General features: G+C 63.6%; 16 protein-coding genes. 6 read left to right on the top strand and 10 right to left on the bottom strand.

Features of this window, described 5'->3' with window-relative positions; all coding sequences use genetic code 11:
- Window positions 1-1018: 1018 nt before the first annotated feature.
- A complete protein-coding gene (locus ACP92_RS07890) occupies window positions 1019-1921 on the bottom strand; it encodes a LysR substrate-binding domain-containing protein (protein ID WP_013233591.1) in 903 nt (300 codons plus the stop codon).
- A gap of 76 nt (window positions 1922-1997) precedes the next feature.
- Between ACP92_RS07890 and ACP92_RS07895 the strand changes: the two genes are divergently transcribed.
- Window positions 1998-3149 carry an MFS transporter gene (locus ACP92_RS07895; protein ID WP_013233592.1) on the top strand — a complete coding sequence of 384 codons (1152 nt, stop codon included), beginning with the start codon at window positions 1998-2000 and terminating at the stop codon, window positions 3147-3149.
- Between the two features lie 118 nt (window positions 3150-3267).
- Entirely contained in the window at window positions 3268-3423 is a 156-nt protein-coding gene (locus ACP92_RS24830; protein WP_167578383.1) for a hypothetical protein, read from the top strand.
- A gap of 12 nt (window positions 3424-3435) precedes the next feature.
- On the opposite strand, the gene epsC is transcribed toward ACP92_RS24830, so the two are convergent.
- Complete coding sequence (gene epsC / locus ACP92_RS07900) at window positions 3436-4371, bottom strand: serine O-acetyltransferase EpsC (RefSeq protein ID WP_013233594.1); 936 nt, start codon at window positions 4369-4371, stop codon at window positions 3436-3438.
- A 544-nt stretch (window positions 4372-4915) separates the two neighbouring features.
- Between epsC and ACP92_RS07905 the strand changes: the two genes are divergently transcribed.
- Entirely contained in the window at window positions 4916-5287 is a 372-nt protein-coding gene (locus ACP92_RS07905) for a hypothetical protein (RefSeq protein ID WP_041310459.1), read from the top strand.
- 20 nt (window positions 5288-5307) lie between these two features.
- Here ACP92_RS07905 and ACP92_RS07910 read toward each other — a convergent pair whose 3' ends face one another.
- Window positions 5308-7026, bottom strand: a complete 1719-nt coding sequence (locus ACP92_RS07910) for a chloride channel protein (RefSeq protein ID WP_013233598.1) — start codon at window positions 7024-7026, stop codon at window positions 5308-5310.
- 258 nt (window positions 7027-7284) lie between these two features.
- Here ACP92_RS07910 and ACP92_RS07915 point away from each other — a divergent pair, with 258 nt between their 5' ends.
- Window positions 7285-8295, top strand: a complete 1011-nt coding sequence (locus tag ACP92_RS07915) for a sulfonate ABC transporter substrate-binding protein (protein WP_013233600.1) — start codon at window positions 7285-7287, stop codon at window positions 8293-8295.
- Window positions 8296-8411: 116 nt separating this feature from the next.
- Here the strand turns inward: ACP92_RS07915 and ACP92_RS07920 are convergent, their stop codons facing one another.
- Both ACP92_RS07920 and ACP92_RS07925 read right to left on the bottom strand, forming a co-directional pair.
- On the bottom strand, window positions 8412-10124 hold the full coding sequence (locus tag ACP92_RS07920; RefSeq protein WP_048348517.1) for an acid phosphatase: 1713 nt from the start codon (window positions 10122-10124) through the stop codon (window positions 8412-8414).
- A gap of 315 nt (window positions 10125-10439) precedes the next feature.
- Window positions 10440-11162, bottom strand: a complete 723-nt coding sequence (locus ACP92_RS07925; protein ID WP_013233602.1) for a Pr6Pr family membrane protein — start codon at window positions 11160-11162, stop codon at window positions 10440-10442.
- A gap of 863 nt (window positions 11163-12025) precedes the next feature.
- On the opposite strand from ACP92_RS07925, the gene ACP92_RS07930 reads away from it, so the two are divergent.
- Together ACP92_RS07930 and purU are read left to right on the top strand one after the other, a co-directional pair.
- Window positions 12026-12562 carry a bactofilin family protein gene (locus ACP92_RS07930; protein ID WP_013233605.1) on the top strand — a complete coding sequence of 179 codons (537 nt, stop codon included), beginning with the start codon at window positions 12026-12028 and terminating at the stop codon, window positions 12560-12562.
- A gap of 301 nt (window positions 12563-12863) precedes the next feature.
- Window positions 12864-13733 carry a formyltetrahydrofolate deformylase gene (gene purU / locus ACP92_RS07935; protein ID WP_013233607.1) on the top strand — a complete coding sequence of 290 codons (870 nt, stop codon included), beginning with the start codon at window positions 12864-12866 and terminating at the stop codon, window positions 13731-13733.
- 1007 nt (window positions 13734-14740) lie between these two features.
- On the opposite strand, the gene ACP92_RS07940 is transcribed toward purU, so the two are convergent.
- The 5 genes from ACP92_RS07940 to ACP92_RS07960 form a co-directional block, all read right to left on the bottom strand.
- Window positions 14741-16378 carry a fatty acid--CoA ligase gene (locus ACP92_RS07940; protein ID WP_013233613.1) on the bottom strand — a complete coding sequence of 546 codons (1638 nt, stop codon included), beginning with the start codon at window positions 16376-16378 and terminating at the stop codon, window positions 14741-14743.
- 146 nt (window positions 16379-16524) lie between these two features.
- Window positions 16525-16815 (bottom strand): copper-binding protein, encoded by a 291-nt coding sequence (locus ACP92_RS07945; RefSeq protein ID WP_013233614.1) that lies wholly within the window; start codon window positions 16813-16815, stop codon window positions 16525-16527.
- A gap of 52 nt (window positions 16816-16867) precedes the next feature.
- On the bottom strand, window positions 16868-18256 hold the full coding sequence (locus tag ACP92_RS07950; protein WP_013233615.1) for a multicopper oxidase family protein: 1389 nt from the start codon (window positions 18254-18256) through the stop codon (window positions 16868-16870).
- Window positions 18253-19638 carry a TolC family protein gene (locus ACP92_RS07955; protein WP_013233616.1) on the bottom strand — a complete coding sequence of 462 codons (1386 nt, stop codon included), beginning with the start codon at window positions 19636-19638 and terminating at the stop codon, window positions 18253-18255. The genes ACP92_RS07950 and ACP92_RS07955 overlap by 4 nt, the downstream gene beginning before the upstream one ends.
- A 92-nt stretch (window positions 19639-19730) precedes the next feature.
- The gene (locus tag ACP92_RS07960; protein ID WP_216666070.1) at window positions 19731-20168 is read right to left on the bottom strand and encodes a hypothetical protein; all 438 of its coding nucleotides are present in this window, start codon (window positions 20166-20168) and stop codon (window positions 19731-19733) included.
- Window positions 20169-20184: the final 16 nt, after the last annotated feature.

Consider the following 20184-nt stretch of genomic DNA (forward strand, 5'->3'; position numbering starts at 1 on the left):
CATAGATTTGGGACGTTGGCGTTATTAGAGCGCTCTGGTTCGATTGTGGCTAAGAATGTTTTCTTCTTTTCTTAGTTGGTTTTTGGTTGATGTGGGCTTGGCGGGGTGTTGTTGTGGTTGTTAGGTTTTGGGTAGTCTGCACGGAATTTCTTCCTGCGCTCTAGCTTAATGTTTATCTTTCTCCGGTCGTGAGGACGCGCCGGGAGCGGCCCGGCAGCCGCTCACTTTTCTTGTCTCGCCAAGAAAAGTAAGCAAAAGAAGGCGACCCCTAAGATCCAGCCCTCCTTCGGAGGGTTCCCGCCGCAGTGGAGCGAAAAGTGGGAAAAATAGAGTCGCTTCGCTCCGACTATTTTTCTGATCCACTTTTCGCTCCACTGCGGCGGCTGGCTCTAAGGGGAAAAACCTGAACGGGCTCGCCTTCGGCCTCGCACTTCTCCTACTCGCCTTCGGCTTTGGCTGGGGACGGTGCGCCTTCGATACGTCGCTTCGCGACTACTCAGTCCGAACGGGGGGAAATAATTTAGAAGAAAAACAAAGGCTGGAAAGCGAAAGAGAAAGAGAAGAGGAAGAGGAAGAGGAAGAGGAAGAGGAAGAAAAACTAAAAAGTACGGAAAGTATGTGATCGAAGAGAGTCGATGCGTCAGCGAGCCCCCGGCGATGCCGAAGGCGAGCCGGACCGGCCGTCCGCTTCTGACCCGCCGCGTCAGCGCGCATAAAAACGGATCAGAAAAATAGTCGGAGCGAAGCGACTCTATTTTTCCCGTTTTTATGCGCGCTGACGCGGGGACCCTCCGAAGGAGGGCGGGGCAGTAGCGGTCGCCTTCTTTTGCTTACTTTTCTTGGCGAGACAAGAAAAGTGAGCGGCTGCCGGGCCGCCCCCGGCGCGTTCTCCCGACCGGAGAAAGAAAGTAATTAAGCTAGAGCGCAGGAAAGCATTCTGTGCAGACTACCCAAAACCTAACAACCACCAAACCACTCCGCCAAGACAAGACAAGACAATACAAGACAAGAGCAAGCATCAACCACCAGCAAACATCAACGAAGCCCCCCGATATTCAGCCAGCCATCTGGCAAACAGCTGAGCCTCAGAACCAGCCTGAGCATTGATCCCGAGATAGTAGGGCGCCAAGGTCAAGCGCAAGTCAGGGAAGGGACACACCAGTCGCCCGGAACGAAGATCATTGTCCGCCAGCGAAACAGGCGACAAGGCCACCCCCAGCCCATCCACCACCGCCTGCAACACAAAATGCACATGATCGAAATGCAGCATCGCCTGAGAACGCGACCGCTTCAATCCCGCCAGCTTGCGCCAGTCCTCCCAGTCATTGCGCCGACTGCGCGAGAGTAGCACCGTATGCCTGGCCAGCCCGGACACATCTTCCAGCGGCATCGCCTGCAACAGTGCAGGAGAAGCCACCAGCACCAGCTCATCCTCCATGAAGCGCTGCACCTTCAGCGTCTCCGGCCAGTTGGTCTCCCCCCGGCGGACCGCGATATCAAACGAAGAACCCGCCTTGCCCACCGTCGCCGTACTGGTCACCACCTGCGGCGCAATGCCCGGATAACGCTCCACGAAATCGGAAAGATGCGGAATCAGCCAGCGCACCGCAAAGGAAGGCCGCACATTGATCACCACCGTGCGCGTCGGTGCGTCGCGCATCACCCGCCGCGCGGCATTGGCCAGGATCTCCAGCGCCGGGCTGGCCTCCTCGAAGAACTGCCGACCCCGCTCCGTCAGCAACACCTGCCGCGTGCGCCGCTCAAACAGCGGCATGCCGAGATAGCCTTCGAGATTCTTGATCTGGCGACTGATGGCGCCATGCGTGACATTGAGCTCGTGCGCCGCAAGCGTAAAACTCTGGTGACGGGCCGCAGCCAGAAACGCGCGGATGGCGTTGAGCGGAAGGGTGAGATCGGCCATGCGTCAGATATTATCACGCATGCCCGGAATTAATATCGGTTGTCAGCCCCCGCGCGCGCGGCGCATCATCAGCGCCATGACCACGCCAGACCTCCGCCAGGCCGACCTCCACTCGCGCCACGCCGCCATGTCGCTCTCGGCCGCCTTGCCCTGCGATATCGTCCTCTACCTGCTCCTGCCGATGTACGCCGACCAGTTCCACATCAGCCTGGCCGAGGCCGGTGTGCTGCTGGCGGCCAACCGGCTGGTGCGCATCGCCGGCTATCGCTGGGTCGCGCGCTTCTACGCCCAGCGCGGTGATCGTCCCACCTGCACCTTGGCGGTCTGCGCCGCGATCGTGTGCGCCCTCGGCTATACGGCGGCCAGCGGTTTCTGGGCATTGCTGCCGCTGCGCCTGCTGTGGGGCATGGCCTTCGCCGGCCTCAATCTTTCCACCCAGGCCATGTCCACCTCCAACCCGCAAGGCGCGGCGCGACGCTCGGGGCGCTCGCGGGGCGTGATCGCCATCGGGCCCATGCTGTGGCTGCCGACGGCGGCGCTGCTGGCGCCACACATCGGGCCGCGCCTGGTGTTCGCGCTGGTGGCGGCGACGGCGCTGCTGGGCCTGCTGGCCGCGCGGCGCCTGCCGCAGCACGCCTACGCACCGCCGCAGCCGCGCCGCTGGAAGCTGCCCAATGCGCTGGACTGGTGGTCTTTCCTGGAGGGCTTGACGCTGGATGGACTCTTCATCGTGGGCCTGGCCTACATGAGCAAGCAGTCTTTCGGCGCCGATGGCGAACTGGTGGCCGGGGTGCTGATGGCCTTGCGCTATGCCGGAGAGATCGTCCTCAGTCCCCTGGGCGGATGGCTGGCCGAACGTTTCGGGGCGGTCAAGGTGCTGGTGACGCTGTCGCTGGCCACCTGCGTGGCCCTGGTCGGTTTCGGGGGTGGGCTGCTATGGCTGTTCGCCGGGGTGATCGTGATCCTGCGGGCTCTGCAACTGCCGCTGCTGGCCCCCATCGTGGCTGCCCGTACGGCGCCGGAGCAACGCGTGCACGCCCTGGCGGGACGGGCGATCTGGCGCGATATCGGCGCGGGGATGGGACCGATGCTGGCCGGTTTGCTGTTGCCGGTGATGTCTTCCCTGTGGCTCTACAGCCTGGCCGCCTCGGCGCTGGCGCTCGCGGCCATCGCTTGCGGGGGGGCGCCGGCGCCGGTCCCTTCAGTCTCCGTGTCGAGCCAGGGCTGAGCAGGCGCAGCGCCTTATGCGCGCTACGGATATCGATCTGCTCATTGCTTCGTTCACAGGCGGGCCCGGCTTGACTAGCATGCTCCTGATCCCTTCCTTGCCGTTGTCAGGAGCGCTCATGAACGATCATCACATCTACCAGGAGCTCGGCCACTTTGCGACCGAGCCGCTGCTTCCTGCGGAAGGCTGGACCATCGGCGCTGCCTTCCTGCTCGGTCTGTCGGTGCTGGGCCTGTTGTTCCTGCTGCAACACTGGCTGGGCCTGGGCGGCTGAAGCCGGCCAGGTTCAGGGCTGGCGGCAGTCGCTGAGCATCTCCGCCTGCGAGACATTGCTGCCGGCCGGCACGCTGTGGGTCAGCCAGACGTTGCCGCCGATCACCGAGCCCCGGCCGATGGTGATGCGGCCCAGCAGGGTCGCGCCGGCATAGACCACCACATCGTCTTCCACGATGGGATGGCGCGGAATGCCCTTGACCAGCGAGCCATCCGGTTCCTGCGGGAAACGCTTGGCGCCCAGCGTCACCGCCTGGTACAGGCGCACGTTGCGGCCAATGATGGTGGTCTCGCCGATGACCACGCCAGTGCCGTGGTCGATGAAGAAGCTGGGGCCGATCTGGGCAGCCGGATGAATGTCGATGCCGGTGGCCGAGTGCGCGATATCGGCAATCAGCCGCGCCAGCAAGGGCGCGCCCAGTTGATGCAGGGCGTGCGCCAGGCGATGGTAGATGATCGCCGTCGTGCCGGGATAGCACAGCAGGATTTCCGAAATGCTCGAGGCTGCCGGGTCGCCGTGATAAGCCGCCTGGATATCGCTGACCAGCACGTCGCGCACGGCCGGCAACTGGTGCGCGAAGTCGCGCGTGATGCGGGCGGCCTGCTCGCGCAAGGGCGCATCTTCCTGCAGGTCGCTGCTGAAGTAGAGGCTGCGCCGCACTTGCTCCTTCAGGATGCTCAGGCCAGTATTCAACTGGCTGCCGACGAAATAATCAATGGTCTCGTCCGACAGGTCCGTATGGCCGTAATGCGTGGGGAACAGCGCTGCCTGCAGGTGTTGCAGCAGCTTGTGCATGGCCTCGCGCGAGGGCAGTTCGCGAATTTCGCCGCGATAGCGGATCTTGTTGGTCACTTCGCGCGAGGTACGCAGCCCGGCCACGACGGCTGACAGGCCCAGTCCGGCCGTGTCGACCAGGGCGCTCAATTCGGGGGTGTTCGAGGTATCCATGTGCGCATGCTATCAAAAATGCCGCCATGGTGTTGGATCGTGCTGCGGGTAGAGGGCAGGCCGCTGTGGCCCGGTGCGGGCAACTGGCTGGAAAGCAAGGGGGCGGGGAGCAAGGCAGAGAGATTCGCGGCGCCCAGTTCTATCTGAAAAGTGGCGCCGCCTGGTGAATCTGCTCTGGAAATGACTTTAACCCTTCCCGCACCATGTTGCAAACAATCATTGCGTCTATCCATATGCACTCTCTGCGCCATTTGATCTGCAGCAAAATCCGCCCGCCACGGCAGCTAGGGAATTTCCTGAGTCCGAATGCGGCCTCATCAGGAAGCTCCTGATATCGACCATCCGCGCAGGAAGTTAAAGTTCTCCCATGCCAGCTGCCCGTCAAAGTCTGCGCCCATGGCGCACTTCGGGCAGTGCGGTTACCGGGAGCCCTGAGGGGGGCTGACGTTTGGGCGCACTTTCGCAAGGAGGTGCGCCCCCTTTTCGTTGGCACGGCGTTTGTGTTGCAATAGGGGACTTATCGTTCCTCTCACGGAGTCTCGCCATGCGTCTGGCCCGGTCCATTCCATCCTCGCTGCTGCTGGCGGCGCTGCTGCTGGGGCTTGCGCCCATGTCCGCCTCGGCCCAGGTGGCCGCGCCGGGACCGGCGGCAGTGCCAGTGCCGGCCGGCAGTGCTGCGCCCACCCCGGTGGCCAGCGATATCACCCGCAGTTGCAGCAACGGGGCCGGCTGCGTGCTGACCTGCCTGAACATGACCGGCGATACGGTCTTGACCGAGGCGGCCTCGCGGGCGGTGCGCATCATTTCCTTGTCCAATGGCAACAGTGAATTCCGTCTCGACAATGGCGCGGCGGGCATCAATGTGGTGCTGGTCTCGCGGGATAACCTGATGTGCAAGCTCAGCGGCGGCGTCTGACGCGCCGACGTGACTTCAGCTTAACCGCCCAGCAATCTTTCCCTGACCGATTCTTCTTCGGCATGCGCGGCGCTGGCGCGGGCCAGGTCCGACAGGGATAGCACGCCCACCAGCTTGCGCCGCTCCGGTCCTGCCACCACCGGCAGGCGCGCCACGCCCAGGCGGGCCATCATCCCCGCTGCGCTGCGAGCGCTCATGTGCGGCAGCAGATAGTGTTCATGTCCCTGGGCAAGGGTGTCGCAGGGCTGGGAGGCATCGGCATGTTCCAGCGCGCGCAGCGCCAGCATGCCCACCAGGTGCACGCCATCGGTGACCGGATAATAGCGATGCACATGTTCCTGCGCCCGGCACCAGGCCAGCGCCTCGGCGGCGGGCAGGGCGCCGGCCAGCGTCTGCGGAGCGGCGGTCATCAGCTCTTCCACATGCATGCGTTCGAGCGGATCGACGCCATATTCACGATGGACGTGCAGGCCGCGACGGGCGATCTTCTCGGTCATGATGGAGCGTTTCATCAGCAGCACATTCACGCCATAGGCCACGGCGGTGGTAGCGATGAGGGGCAGCAATGCCTGGCTGGCGTGGGTCAGGCCAAAGGCGAAGACGATCGCCGTCAACGGCGCACCCAGCACACTGCCCAGCACCCCGGCCATGCAGACCAGCGGCCACAGGCCATCGGACCCGCCCGGCAGCCAGGGCGAGAGCACCAGCCCCAGGCCGGCGCCCAGCATCAGCAACGGCGCCAATACCCCGCCCGAGGTGCCCGAGCCCAGCGCCAGCAGCCAGATCACGGCCTTCACCAACAGCAGGGCCAGCGCCGCCGACAGCAGCATATGCTGGTGCAGCAGGTCGCCGATGACGTCATAGCCCACCCCCAGCGCGCGCGGTTGCAACAGGCCGCCCAGGCCCACCGCAATGCCGCCCAGCGCCGGCCACCACATCCAGTGCAGCCGCAGGCGGTGGAAGCCATCTTCAATGCGATACAGGGCCAGCGTCAGGGCGGCGGCCAGCACGCCGCTGGCCAGGCCGGCCACCAGGCAGGAGAGCAGCGCCACCGGGGTGGGCGCAGCGACGTCCAGGGGAAACAAGGGGCCTGCCTCCACCAGCCAGGGCCGCACGAACCCGGCCACCGCGCACGCCAGCGCCACCGGCAAGAGGCTGCGCGGCTTCAGTTCGAACAGCAGCAGTTCGACGGCCAGCAGCACCGCCGCCAGCGGCGTGCCGAAGATGGCCGTCATGCCGGCGCAGGCGCCGGCCACCAGCAAGGTCTTGCGCTCGGCGGCGGTCAGGTGCAGCAACTGCGCCAGCAGCGAGCCGATGGAGCCGCCCGTCATGATGATCGGACCTTCCGCACCGAAGGGTCCGCCACTGCCGATCACGATGCCCGATGACAAGGGCTTGAGCAGCGCGACCTTGGGCGACATGCGGCTCTTGCCGAAGAGGATGGCTTCAATCGCTTCAGGAATGCCGTGGCCGCGGATCTTGTCGCTGCCATAGCGCGCCATCAGGCCCACGATGAGCCCGCCGGCGATGGGCAGCAGGGCGGCGATCCAGCCCAGTGTATGGGTGGCGGGCGTGCTGGCGGCCAGTGACAGGCGCTGGAAATAGAACAGATTGGTGAACAGCGCAATGAGCTTGAGCAGCAGCCAGGCCGCGCCGGTGGACAGCAGGCCGATCGGCAGGGCGATCGCGCACAGGTAGGGCAGCCGCCGGTCGGCTGTGTAGTCGCGTTTATGTTTCATCGTGGAGAAGCGGGTGGGCGCTTTCTTTGGATCTTGTTGATCGATCAAGAAGTCGCCATGGTAAAGGGATAAAGCGCAAATATATCACAACGTGATATAAATGGATGTGACTGGGTTTCAGTACGTGCGCAGCCATGCCGGATGGCTTATCCGCTTTTCTTCTATGCACTGGCGGAACAATTCGTTCGCATCACTGGCCGGCATGGCTAATCTCATCGCTCAGACTTTTCCCTGACCAACGAGATTTCCGGAGCCCGCATGCCGCATGACCAAGCACAAAGAAACAAGGCCATCCAGACCGCCGTAAGGAGCCCACGCCGCCGCCGTCTCATCGCCGGCGCGGTGACGCTCGGGGCTGCTGCCGCCGCAGGGGCGAGCTTGCCCGCATGGGTGCATGCGGCTGCGCCCCGTCAGTTGCGGGTGGGCTATCAGAAAGGCGCGCTCAGCCTCATCCGCGCCCACGGCGTGCTGGAGCAGCGCCTGGCGCCCCTGGGGGCCACGGTGAAGTGGGTGGAATTCAGTGCCGGCCCGGTGCAGCTGGAGGCCTTGGGCGCGGGTTCGATCGACTTTGGTGATGTCGGAGAAGCGCCGCCCATCTTTGCGCAGGCGGCAGGCACGCCGCTGGTGTATGTGGGCGCGACGGTGCCGCGGCCTTACGTGGAAGCGGTGCTGGTGAAGGACGACAGCGAGCTGCAGCGACCGCAGCAGTTGAAGGGCAAGCGCATCGCCTTGAACAAGGGCTCCAATGTCCATTACTTCCTGGTCAAGCTGCTGGAAAAGCATGGCTTGAAATACGGCGACGTCACGCCGGTCTGGCTGGCTCCGGCGGATGCCCGCGCCGCTTTCGAGCGGGGCGCGGTCGACGCCTGGGCGATCTGGGAGCCCTACCTGGCCGCCGCCCAGCAGGGTTTGAAGGCGCGCATCCTGGCCGATGCCGACGGCGTGGTCAAGAATCGCGCCTACTATTTCTCGACCCGGGACTATGCCCGCGACCACGCCGACCTGCTGCGCATTGCACTGGAAGAGCTGGGCAAGATCGATGCATGGGCCCAGGCCCGGCCCGATGAATACGCCAGCGAGCTGGCCGGCATCCTGGGCTTGCCCAGGAGCGTGCTGGACGTGGTGGTGCGGCGTTATCACTATGGCACGCTGCCCATCACCCGCGCCATCCTCGACGAGCAGCAGCAGATCGCCGACACCTTCCTGGACCTTCGGCTCATTCCCCGCAAGATCAGCTTGCTGGAAGCTGCGCCGCCCTGGCTGGCGTGAGCCCGAGATCAAGAGGGGCGCCATGAAGAACGCCGTCGCGGATTGCTCCGCGACGGCGTTGTCAGTTCTGCTGCCAGGAAGGATCAGGTCCGTATCGGGTCCCTATCGGGTCCGTATCAGACCTTCAATTGCAGCGCATTGGTCAAATCCCCCATAGGCTGCTGCCCACGCGCGATCATGGCCTCGTCGCGCTGCTTGAGACCGTCCAGCTTCTCGAGGTCGAAGGTGCGGGTGATCAGGCGCAGGATGGACGCCGTGTCATAGACCGTGTGGTCCACCGTCCCCTTGCGCGCGAAGGGGGAGACCACCAGCGCCGGTACGCGCGTGCCCGGACCCCAGCGGTCGCCCTTGGGCGGGGCGACGTGATCCCACCAACCGCCGTTTTCGTCGAAGGTGACGACCACCACCATGTTCTTCCACTGCGGGCTGGCCTGCAGGCTCTTGATGATGTGGGCGATGTGACGGTCGCCGGAGGCGATGTCGGCATAGCCGGCATGCAGGTTGAGGTTGCCCTGCGGCTTGTAGAAGGTCACCGGCGGCAGGCGACCGGCCTCGACATCGGCCAGGAAGCGGTTGGTGCGGGCTTCATCACCCAGGCCGCCGTCGCGCAGGCGCTTGTTGCGCTCGGCGGGGTTTTCCGGACCCAGGTTCTTGAAGTAGTTGAAGGGCTGGTGGTGGTACTGGAAATTGGGGATCTTGGGGATGCCCTTGGAATCCTTGAATTCATCCAGCGTGGCCTGCCAGGCGCCGGCATACCAGGCCCAGTCGATTCCTTTCTTGTTGAGCTTGTCGCCGATGTGCTCGTGCGTCTGCGGCACCAGCACGCTGGGCTGGTTCGGTTCGGCATAGGCCGGGTTGTTGCGGTCGCGGCTCCAGGTCGGCCAGTACGGCGGGGCCATGGTGTTGACGGCGTAGCCGTCCGGGGTCAGCGCGCTGGGGCCGAACTTGGGCGGGCCTTGCAGGGCGCTGGTCGGGCTGCCTTCGGCGGGCACCAGTTCCGGCGAGAGTGGGTCATTGTTCTTGGTCTTGGCCACTTGCGTGCGCGAGACCGAATTCATCACGTTGGGATAGTAGGGCGCGGTGGCGCAGATCAGGTACTGGTGGTTGAGGAAGGAGCCCCCGAAAGCGCCCTGGAAGAAGTTGTCGCACAGTACGAACTCGCGCGCCACATCCCACAGGCGCAGGTGGTAGCGGGTGTCGGCATAGTGACCCATGGTGAGGCCGCCGGAATCGGCCCAGGCCACGAAGCCATCGTTCTTGCCGCCGTTGATCTGCATCTGGTTCTGGTAGAACACATGCCACAGGTCGCGCGTGACCAGGCCCAGCGGCAGGGCTTCGCCTTGCGGGCCCTTGAGGGCGTAGGGAGCGTTGGGCAGGTTGGTCTGGTACTGCTTGCCGGCCTCGTAGGTCACGCCTTCGACGGTCTGCTCCTGGTTCACCACGCCGCTCCAGGCCGGGGGCAGTTGCTTCAACAGGCTGCCATCGCGGTCACGCTGCTGGTAGTCCGAGGGCTTGAGCGCAGACAGCGGCTTTTCCAGGCCGGGGAAATCGGCGAAGAGGTTGTTGAAGCTGCGGTTCTCGGCGTAGATCACCACGATGGTCTTGACCTGTTCGCGCAGGGCGCGGTCCAGCGCGGCGGCCTCGGCCGGATTGCCGCTGGGCGGCGGTGCGCTGCCCTGGCCCTCGGTGGCGCAGCCGGCCAGCGCGCTGCCAGCGCCCAGGGCCGCCATGCCGCCCAGGAAGCGGCGGCGGCTGGGTTGCTGCAAAGGCTGGGTAGGATCGGAAGACGCAGGCTGGCTGCCGGCGATATCGTCGTCGTGCTTGCTCATGGATGGATTCCTGTCGGATATTGTTGTGGGGTTTGGCGCGTAGCGGGAGGCAGCATAGCGCGACCGTATGACAAGGATGTGTCTTTTTGATCAGTTGAGCAAGGTGCAAAGGCGAACAATCCTGCACCAAGAGACACTCAAACTGCGCCAGCTCCAGCGCTAGGATAGGTCATCCACATCGATGGGGGCCATCATGCTGATCAAAACGCTGGGTATCCTGCTCGTCTGCGCAGGCTTCATGAGCAGTACGTTTTTCTTCCTGGTGATGGCGTTGACGGCGCCCCTGCAATGAGCCGCAAGCAATGAGCAAGCCGCTCAATCCTGCTTGCGCAGCAGGACCGGCTTGCCCGAGCGGTTCACCGCGATGAACAGGGCCATGAGTCCCAGGAAGCCGACCAGCAACAGGCTGGCATTGACCGCCACGCGCAGGTAGCCCAGCGCATTGACGTCGATGAAGGGGTAGGGGTAGAAGCCCGACAGCGCCCCGCGCCACAGCGTGATGAACAGGTAGCCCAGCGGATAGGCCAGCCATAGCAGCGCCTTGCGCCACGAGGCCTGGAACACTGGCACGAAGAAAATCCAATAGACAATGGCCAGCAGCGGCACCACCGTATGCAGGCTTTCATTGACCAGCGCCCGGAAGCCGGTGGGCGTCCACAGCTGTCGCAGCAGCAGGTTGTAGGCGATGCCGACGAAGGCCAGGTAGGTCACCACCGCCGTGATCACTGCTGGCTGACGGAAGAAGCGGCTCAGCGGCGTCTTCAGCGACAGGGCCAGCGAGGTAAAGCACAGGGCGCTCATCAGGATGGTCAGGTTGGTGAGGTACATCGTCAGCCGGTCCAGCCCATCCAGCACACCGCCGCCGCGCGCCAGCAGGCGTGAGATGGTGATATCGGTCTGCGCCACGAAGGCGAACCAGCTGATGGAAGCGATCAGACATGCCAGGGCGCGCGCCGCGCTGGACTGGCGGCGCTCGGGATAGAGGCGCTCGGCAAAGGAATCCAGCGATTCCGGATCGGGGAACTGTTCGTGGTTCATGGTCAAGACATGGATGGCTGGAAGACCCCTGCTCACGCGCAGCAGCAAGGGCGGCGGCGGGGCGATAGCGCACATCATAAATCGGCTGGCGCGGATGTGCTTGGCCAATGACATTCCTTTTCATTGCTTACATTGCGTCACATGCTGTGACGCGAGCGCGTGTGCTCGCGTCTGTGTCGGCATGTGCCTGCCGCGGAGTGTGCGCATGCTCTTCCGTGCGGGGAAATAAGAGCTTGCGGGCATCCTCGCTTGATGAGAATGGAAGGGGGATTCGCGCTTCTCAAAGTCTAACTTTTATGCGCTCCGATCTCGGTGATGAAGTCAGCGAAAATAAAATGAAGAAGCGCTGGAATCCTTGTGGCGAGCGGCTTGCAGTCTGGTGGATGTCGCCATATGGCGACGCCATGGTGCGATCAACTGTTACATTTTTTTTAGTTACAAGCCTCGTAGAAATATAAATAATTTCGCATGGTTTCAACGCAGGAAAATGGTCCTTCGCAGAGTGCGTCACAGAGGCGCTGCGCTGTTACAAATTTCTGGTGAACTTTAGAAAAGGCATCCTGCCGAATCGCACAGGTTTCTTCGGAGACAATCTTTCCTTGTCTCCATGCGTCGCTCATCTGCGACGCCTTGAGCCTGTCGACGTAGCGACGCGCCGCTGAACATCCGGACCCACCCAGAAGGTCTTTCGGATCTGCACGGCAGCGCCAGCGGTACACGCATGCGCACCACATGCATGTGCCTGCTGGTCTGCCTGCGGCAGTTCCGATTCAAGCGCGCCGCCGTTTTCGTGCTTTCCGTTTTGCACGCTTATTTTTCGCGCGTAGTGATACGCACACGCACCCTCAATTTCAGGAGATCACATGCTTCGTTCAGAATCCCTCTTCGGCAAACGCGAAACCACTTCGACCAATTCTCCTTTCAGCAGCGCTTCCAGCAACGGCAGCACCTCTACTCCTACAGGTGGCAATGTGACCAGCGTGAACAAACCAGCCCAGTATCCCTCGTCGGTCTCCACTCCCGCTCCTGCGCAGGCGGCAGCGGAGGAGAGCGGCAGCAAGCTCACCGTGGGACCCAACATCAAGGTCAAGGGTGAGATCGAGGACTGCGACACCCTGGTGGTGGAAGGCAAGGTGCAGGCCACCATCAATTGCCGCGTCGTGCAGATCGCCGAGCGCGGCGCCTTCAAGGGTTCGGCCGAGATCGACCTGGCCGAGATCCGTGGCGAGTTCGATGGCGAGCTGACGGTGCGCCAGAAGCTGGTGATCTATGCCAGCGGCAAGGTCACGGGCAAGATCCGTTATGGCAAGCTGGTCATCGAAGAGGGTGGTCAACTGGCGGGCGACCTGCAGGTGGGCGGCGGTCACGAGCAGAAGGAGCTGCTGCAGAAGACGGCCTGAATCCTCCACCAGGGTGGGCGTTGAGGGCGGTGCGGTGCGCTGCCCTCAGGGTGTTTCCTGTCTGAAACTATGGGTGCGGCGTTGGAAACAGCGGGGAAGTTGCCGTTATCTGTCGTGATCATGGCGGCTTTGTTGCCTTGCTGGCATAGCTGCTGTTGCAGGCTCGGGAGGTGGATTTGTCCGCATCGCCCGGGCGTGCGACAATAGCGCCTTTCGTCCTCTTGACGGCCCGCGCGGGTCGGCGGCGGCGTCCTTGGTCGGCGCGGTCCCTGGGGACGCTGGCGTTTCTCAGTTCACTCTCATGGCTCACCCGGAATATATCCTTACCTTGTCCTGCCTGGACCAGCGCGGCATCGTGCATCGCGTCTCGGGCTTCCTGGCCGATCACGGCTGCAACATCATCGACTCGGCGCAGTTTGGTGATGCGCAGTCCAAGCTGTTCTTCATGCGGGTGCATTTCTCTTCGGAGGATGCGTCGGTGAGTGACGCTGCCTTGCGTGCCGATTTTGGTGTGCTGGGTGATGCGTTGCAGATGAACTGGCAGTTGCATGATGCTGGCAAGAAGCCGCGTGTGATGCTGATGGTGTCCAAGATCGGTCACTGTCTGAACGATCTGCTGTTCCGTTACAAGAGCGGTCTGCTGCCGGTGGAGATTCCGGCGATCGTGTCCAATCATACGGATTTCTACCAACTGGCGGCGAGCTACAACATTCCCTTCCATCATCTGCCGCTGGCAACGGGCGCGCCGATGGAGGTCAAGCGGGCGCAGGAGCAGCGCATCATGGAAATCGTGGAGGCCAACCAGATCGATCTGGTGGTGCTGGCGCGTTATATGCAGATCCTGTCGCCTGAGATGTGCGAGGCTTTGCGCGGGCGGGCGATCAATATCCACCATTCCTTCCTGCCTAGCTTCAAGGGCGCCAAGCCTTATTACCAGGCGCATGATCGGGGGGTGAAACTCATCGGGGCGACTGCGCACTTTGTTACGGGCGACCTGGATGAAGGTCCGATCATCGAGCAAGGGGTGGAACGCGTGGATCATTCCATGGGGCCGGATACCTTGACTGCTATCGGGCGGGATATCGAGTGTGTTGTGCTGGCTCGGGCTGTTAAGTGGTTTACTGAGCATCGCATTCTGTTGAATGGACATAAGACTGTGATCTTTAACTGATCCTTTCTGGTTTTTGCTTTTGGTTTTCGTTTTCGTTGTGTGGACGCCGTCTGGCCTTTTTGGGGTTGGGCGGCGTTTTGCGTTTTTGGGTCGTCTGCACGGGATTTCTTCCTGCGCTCTAGCTTAATGCTTATCTTTCTCCGGTCGTGAGGACGCGCCGGGAGCGGCCCGGCAGCCGCTCACTTTTCTTGTCTCGCCAAGAAAAGTAAGCAAAAGAAGGCGACCCCTAAGATCCAGCCCTCCTTCGGAGGGTTCCCGCCGCAGTGGAGCGAAAAGTGGGAAAAATAGAGTCGCTTCGCTCCGACTATTTTTCTGATCCACTTTTCGCTCCACTGCGGCGGCTGGCTCTAAGGGGAAAAACCTGAACGGGCTCGCCTTCGGCCTCGCACTTCTCCTACTCGCCTTCGGCTTTGGCTGGGGACGGTGCGCCTTCGATACGTCGCTTCGCGACTACTCAGTCCGAACGGGGGGAAATAATTTAGAAGAAAAACAAAGGCTGGAAAGCGAAAGAGAAAGAGAAGAGGAAGAGGAAGAGGAAGAGGAAGAGGAAGAAAAACTAAAAAGTACGGAAAGTATGTGATCGAAGAGAGTCGATGCGTCAGCGAGCCCCCGGCGATGCCGAAGGCGAGCCGGACCGGCCGTCCGCTTCTGACCCGCCGCGTCAGCGCGCATAAAAACGGATCAGAAAAATAGTCGGAGCGAAGCGACTCTATTTTTCCCGTTTTTATGCGCGCTGACGCGGGGACCCTCCGAAGGAGGGCGGGGCAGTAGCGGTCGCCTTCTTTTGCTTACTTTTCTTGGCGAGACAAGAAAAGTGAGCGGCTGCCGGGCCGCTCCCGGCGCGTTCTCCCGACCGGAGAAAGATAAACATTAAGCTAGAGCGCAGGAAGAAATTCCGTGCAGACTACCCAGGAGGGCAGCATCAAAAGAACCGCCAGCCAAGCCCCCCAGCAAGCAGCAAGCAAGCAGCAAGCAGAAATCAGCAAGCAGAAATCAGCAAGCAGAAATCAGGAAGAAGGATACTGCTCCCGCATCACCCGCTTGTTAAGCTTACCCACACTGGTCCGCGCCAACTCAGCCACAAACCGCACCCGATCCGGCACCCCATAACGCGAAATAGCCCCCGCCTCAGCAGCCGCCCGAACATGTTCCCGGATATCGTCCTCGCTGACCGCAGCAGCATCTTTCTTGAGCACCACCAGCGCCACAGGCCGCTCGCCCCACTTGCCATCCTGTATCCCGATGACCGCCGTTTCCGCCACCGCAGGATGGCGCGCAATGATGTCCTCGATCTGCAACGAAGAGACCCATTCGCCACCAGTCTTGATTACATCCTTGATGCGATCGGTCACCTGCAGATAGCCTTCGGCATCCAGATGCCCGATATCCTGCGTATGCAGCCATCCTCCCCGCCATAGCTCTTCAGAAGCCTCAGCCTGATGCAGGTAGCCCTGCGTGAGCCAAGGCGCCCGCACCACCACCTCACCGGTCGTGCTGCCGTCGCGCGGACAATCCTGCATCTCGCCATCGACCGTACGCAAGTCCACCAGCGGCAAGGGCCGTCCCGTCTTCACCCGGATCGCCGCTTCGCGCTCCCCGCCCAGCTCCTCGGTTGGCACCTGCGCCAGCGTCAGCACCGGGCAGGTCTCCGACATGCCATAGCCGGTGAAGACATCAATGCCGCGATCACGCGCCATCTTCGCCAGGCTGCCCGTCATCGCCGAGCCGCCGATGATCATCTTCCAGCCCGACAGGTCCGCCTCGCGCGCCTGTTCGGAGGTCAGCACCATCTGCAGGATGGTCGGCACGCAATGCGAGAAGGTGACCTTCTCCTCGCGGATCAGCCTGCAGATCGTGTCCGGGACATAGCGGCCCGGATAGACCTGCTTGACCCCGGCCATGGTGGCCACATACGGCAACCCCCAGGCGTGGACGTGGAACATGGGCGTCAATGGCATGTACACGTCGTCGCGATGGAAGCGCCCCTGCTGCGGCGCCAGCGCCAGGCCGGCGGTGGTGGCCAGGGTGTGCAGCACCAGTTGACGGTGGCTGAAGTACACCCCCTTGGGCAGGCCCGTGGTGCCGGTGGTGTAGAAGGTGGTGGCGCGGGCGTTCTCGTCGAAGTCGGGGAAGTCGCAGGCTGGCTCGGCCTGGGCCAGCAGTTCCTCATACTCGCCAGCAAAGCCAGGACCGCGCGGGCAGGGCGTGGCGTCGTCGGTGAGCCAGACACAGCGCGTGAGCGTGGTCAGCTCGCCGCGGATCTGCTTCAACAACGGCAGGAAGTCGGAATTGACCAGCAAGACGTCGGCCTGCGCATGATTGAGGGTATAGGCGATCTGCTCGGGAGAAAGACGCACGTTGACCGTCTGCAGCACGCATCCCATCATCGGCACGGCAAAGAAGCATTCGAGGTAACGGTTGCTGTCCCAATCCATCACAGCCACCGTGTTGCCCGGCTGCAGACCCATTTCCTTGAGCGCATTGGCCAGACGCTGCACGCGCTCGTAGAAGCCGGCATAGCTCAGGCGGCGCTGGCCGTAAATGATTTCCTGTCCGGAGGCGGTGGCCAGGGCGCTGTGCAGCAATTGCTTGATCAGCAGCGGATAGCCATAGGCGGACGGGGTCTGGTGGATGGCTTGGGGCATGCCGGGTCTCCTCTGTTGCGGCGTGGTCGCCTGTTGTCGGAATGAACCCCGATGATAACGCTAACGCTCCCAGAGGATGGTGGTCGGGACGACGAAATGTGCCAGGCCTGCCTGCGGCAAATCGTCGCCCCGCCGATGCGGCAGGCTCAGCGCTTCTCTTCCAGCGAGGTGACCGTCAGCGCGCCATCGATGCGGTCGGCCGTGAAGCGGACCTGCTCGCCTTCACGCGCCTGGCCGACGATCTCGGGCGCAGCCCGGAACACCATGGTCATGGCCGGCATCTGCAGGTTGGCAATCTCGCCGTGGCGGATGGTGAGCTTGCCGGCGGCGGCGTCGATCTTGCGGATCTGGCCGTCGACCTTGGGGGCGCTGTCTTGCGCCTGGGCCGCCGGCATGCTGAGGAACAGGGCGGCCAGAAGGGGAAAGAGGCGTAACATGGATTTTCCTTTTCGATGAAGTTAACGTAATTAATGATGACTCAGTGATGACTCAGTGATGACCCTGGTGGCCGCCCTGCATGCCGGGCTTGACGACTTCCAGCGTGGGCTTGCCATCGTCGCGGTCGGGTGCGCGGGCGGCGCTGGGAGCGGGGCCGTTCCAGGGGCGGGCGACCGTGCCGGCGGGGGCGCGGTACCAGCCTGGATCGCGGTAGTCGTCGCGCGCCAGCTGCTTGCGCACCTTGACGGTGCTGAACATGCCGCCCATCTCGATGGGGCCATACGGGCCGCGCCCGGTCATCATGGGCAGGGTGTTCTCGGGCAGGGGCATTTCCATCTCGCCCATGGAACCGCCCTTGTCGCCCATGGCCATGTAGTCGGGGATGAGCCGGGTGATCTTGTCGAGGACCTTGGATTGGTCCACCCCGATCATGGTCGGCAGGTCATGGCCCATGGCGTTCATGGTGTGATGGGCCTTGTGGCAATGCAGCGCCCAGTCGCCTTCTTCGGTGGCGTCGAATTCGATGGCGCGCATCTGGCCTACGGCAATATCGGTGGTCACTTCCGGCCAGCGCGCTGCGGGCGGCACCCAGCCGCCATCGGTGCCGGTGACGCTGAACTCATGGCCGTGCAGGTGCAGCGGATGATTGGTCATGGTGAGATTGCCCACGCGGATGCGCACGCGGTCGTTCTGCCGCACCACCAGCGGATCGATACCGGGGAAGGCGCGGCTGTTCCAGGTCCACAGGTTGAAGTCCAGCATGGTGCTGACCTTGGGGACCGATGCCCCGGGCGCGATGTCGTAGGCATTCATCAGGAAGACGAAGTCGCGGTCCACCCGCATGAAGCCAGGGTCTTTCGGATGCGTGACCCAGAAGCCCATCATGCCCATGGCCATCTGCACCATCTCGTCCGCATGTGGGTGATACATGAAGGTGCCGGCGCGCCTGGCGGTGAATTCATAGACGTAGGTCTTGCCCGGCGGGATGGCCGGCTGCGTCAGGCCCGATACGCCATCCATGCCATTGGGCAGGCGCTGTCCGTGCCAGTGCACCGAGGTGGCTTCGGGCAGCTTGTTGGTGACGAAGATGCGCACCCGGTCGCCTTCCACGACTTCGATGGTGGGACCGGGACTCTGGCCGTTGTAGCCCCACAGCCTGGCCTTCATGCCAGGCGCAATCTCGCGCACCACCGGTTCGGCCACCAGGTGGAATTCCTTGACGCCATTGTTCATGCGCCAGGGCAGGCTCCAGCCATTGAGGGTGACCACCGGCTGGTATGGACGGCCATTGGCGGGATGCAGCGGCGGCTGGGTGGCGGGGCTGGCCTGTAGCGGCGCTTCCGGCAGGGCGGCCGCGCCGGCGCGGCTGACCGCGCCTGCCGTCACCGCCAGGGCTGCGCCTTGCAGGAAACTGCGGCGTTGCTTGTCGGGTGTGCTCATGGTTGTTTTCCTTGTGTGGGACGGCCGCCCAGGGCCAGTTGCAGGCTGGCGTCGGCAATCCAGAAGTCGCGCTGGGCCTCGATGGCGGCGTTGACGGTGGCGGCTTGTTCGCGGGCATCGGCCAACAGGATGAAGACGCTGACGAGCATGCCGTTGTAGCGCAGCACGTTTTCATCAGCGATGCGCTGGCGCAGGGGCAGCCATTCATCCTGATAGCGCCGCGCCAGGGTGTAGGCATCCTGCCGCTCGCGCCAGGCCAGGCGCGCCTGGGCGCGCGCATCGAGGACGGCGGCGGCCAGCTTGTGGGCGCCTTGCAGGTAGATGGCTTCGGCCTTGGCCACGCGCGCCTCGCCCCAGTCGAACAGCGGGATCTCCAGCGAGATCTCGTAGCCGTTCTCGACCGGCTTGCCGCTTTCGGTGGTGCGCAGCGCGCCCAGGTCCAGTACGTTGACCAGGCGCGTGGCGCGGGTCAGACCCAGCGAGGTTTGCAAGCCCTCCAGTTCGGTGCGGGCGGCCTCGACGTCGAGGCGCTGTTGCAGGGCTTGCTGCTCGATGTCGTCCACGGCTTCCAACTGCCGGGGCAGGGCGGGCAATTGGGCCGGCAGCGAGAAGTCCGGGGCCAGGCCCAGCAGGCGGGCCAGGCTTTCCTTGTGCTGCGCAGCCAGGCGGCGGGCCTGTTGCAGGCTGGTTTGCGCCTGGCCGTAGAAGAACTGCTCGCGGGCGCTGTCAAGCTGGCTGATGTTGCCCAGCCGCGCCATTTGCGCCGCCAGCGCATGCGCTGCCTCGGCGGCGTCGGCCACTTGCTTCTGGTACTGCAAGCCCTGCTGCGCCGCCACCGCCTGGTAGTAGGCCTGCCGGGTCTGCGCGGCCACGCTCAGCACGCGTGAGGCCAGCGACAGACGCACTTGCTCGAAGCGCCGCTGTTCGATGCGCGACGCAGCCGGCAGGGTGAGCAGGCGCATCAGGCCCAGCGACAGGCTGCGTTCGATCTTGAGATCGTCACCGGCATGGCTGCGCTTGAAGGAAAAGCCGGGATTGGGCAGGCGGCCGGCCTGCACCAGGTCGGCCTCGGCCACGCCGAGTCCGGCGAAATCGGCTTGCAGGTCCGGATTGTTGATGAGTGCGATCTGCACAGCGTCATCGGCGCTGGCCAGTCGTGGCGTGCTGTTGGCGGGATCGTGCAGCAACTGGCGCACGTGCTCGCTGCTGGCCTGGGTTTGTTGCGGGGTGCGGTTCCAGGCCGGGGCCTGGCCCAGGCGCGTGCTGCTGGCCTGCTCGACCTGGCCGAAACCGCCGTCGGGCGACAGCTGGGCGCAGCCAGCCAGCAAGGCGCAGGCGGCCACGGCAGCGGCCCGCAAGGGACGTGAAACGTGGGGGATCATGGAATCCTCGTCTGATGGTGATCGTCATGCCATGCGCGCACTGTGGTCAGGGCGCGCAGGCTCAGGCGCACGCGGACGTGCGCAGGGCGATATCAGGCCAGGGCAGGGGGACGGTCGGGGTTTTCCGGCAGATAGCCGACGAAGCCGGAAGCCGGCAGCGCAATGAATTCGCGCGAGGGAAGATCGGGCGCAGGCGGCGCGCTCAGGGCCAGCGGCAGCAGGCCGCCGACGGTGCAGGCGGCGCAGAAGCTGCAGGAAGCTTGGGTGTGATGGGGCGGGTCTGGCTGGTGGGCGGTCTCGGCACTCTGGTCGGCAACGGTCTGAGCCGCCGCGCCATGATGTCCTTGCGGGGCATGATGCTCATGCTGCATCCCGGCGCTGTGCGCGGCGGGCGCGGCCGGTGCGGATGGTGCGTGATGCCGGGCCGACGACTGCACAGCCGGCGCGCAGGCCTGCAGCGCCGCGGCGAAACCCTGGACGGGAATGGCCAGCGCCAGCAAGCAGAGCAGGAAGAGTTTTGCGCGCAGCATTATGGGCGGCAGTATA

Source organism: Herbaspirillum seropedicae, assembly GCF_001040945.1.
Classification (GTDB): domain Bacteria; phylum Pseudomonadota; class Gammaproteobacteria; order Burkholderiales; family Burkholderiaceae_D; genus Herbaspirillum; species Herbaspirillum seropedicae.

Coding starts and splice junctions, on each gene's coding strand:
- ACP92_RS07890 (WP_013233591.1), bottom strand. CDS start 1,921: ATGGCCGATCTCACCCTTCCGCTCAACGCCATCCGCGCGTTTCTGGCT.
- ACP92_RS07915 (WP_013233600.1), top strand. CDS start 7,285: ATGCCGCATGACCAAGCACAAAGAAACAAGGCCATCCAGACCGCCGTA.
- purU (WP_013233607.1), top strand. CDS start 12,864: ATGGCTCACCCGGAATATATCCTTACCTTGTCCTGCCTGGACCAGCGC.
- ACP92_RS07905 (WP_041310459.1), top strand. CDS start 4,916: ATGCGTCTGGCCCGGTCCATTCCATCCTCGCTGCTGCTGGCGGCGCTG.
- ACP92_RS07930 (WP_013233605.1), top strand. CDS start 12,026: ATGCTTCGTTCAGAATCCCTCTTCGGCAAACGCGAAACCACTTCGACC.
- ACP92_RS07955 (WP_013233616.1), bottom strand. CDS start 19,638: ATGATCCCCCACGTTTCACGTCCCTTGCGGGCCGCTGCCGTGGCCGCC.
- ACP92_RS07895 (WP_013233592.1), top strand. CDS start 1,998: ATGACCACGCCAGACCTCCGCCAGGCCGACCTCCACTCGCGCCACGCC.
- ACP92_RS07950 (WP_013233615.1), bottom strand. CDS start 18,256: ATGAGCACACCCGACAAGCAACGCCGCAGTTTCCTGCAAGGCGCAGCC.
- ACP92_RS07910 (WP_013233598.1), bottom strand. CDS start 7,026: ATGAAACATAAACGCGACTACACAGCCGACCGGCGGCTGCCCTACCTG.
- ACP92_RS07960 (WP_216666070.1), bottom strand. CDS start 20,168: ATGCTGCGCGCAAAACTCTTCCTGCTCTGCTTGCTGGCGCTGGCCATT.
- ACP92_RS07925 (WP_013233602.1), bottom strand. CDS start 11,162: ATGAACCACGAACAGTTCCCCGATCCGGAATCGCTGGATTCCTTTGCC.
- ACP92_RS24830 (WP_167578383.1), top strand. CDS start 3,268: ATGAACGATCATCACATCTACCAGGAGCTCGGCCACTTTGCGACCGAG.
- ACP92_RS07920 (WP_048348517.1), bottom strand. CDS start 10,124: ATGAGCAAGCACGACGACGATATCGCCGGCAGCCAGCCTGCGTCTTCC.
- ACP92_RS07940 (WP_013233613.1), bottom strand. CDS start 16,378: ATGCCCCAAGCCATCCACCAGACCCCGTCCGCCTATGGCTATCCGCTG.
- ACP92_RS07945 (WP_013233614.1), bottom strand. CDS start 16,815: ATGTTACGCCTCTTTCCCCTTCTGGCCGCCCTGTTCCTCAGCATGCCG.
- epsC (WP_013233594.1), bottom strand. CDS start 4,371: ATGGATACCTCGAACACCCCCGAATTGAGCGCCCTGGTCGACACGGCC.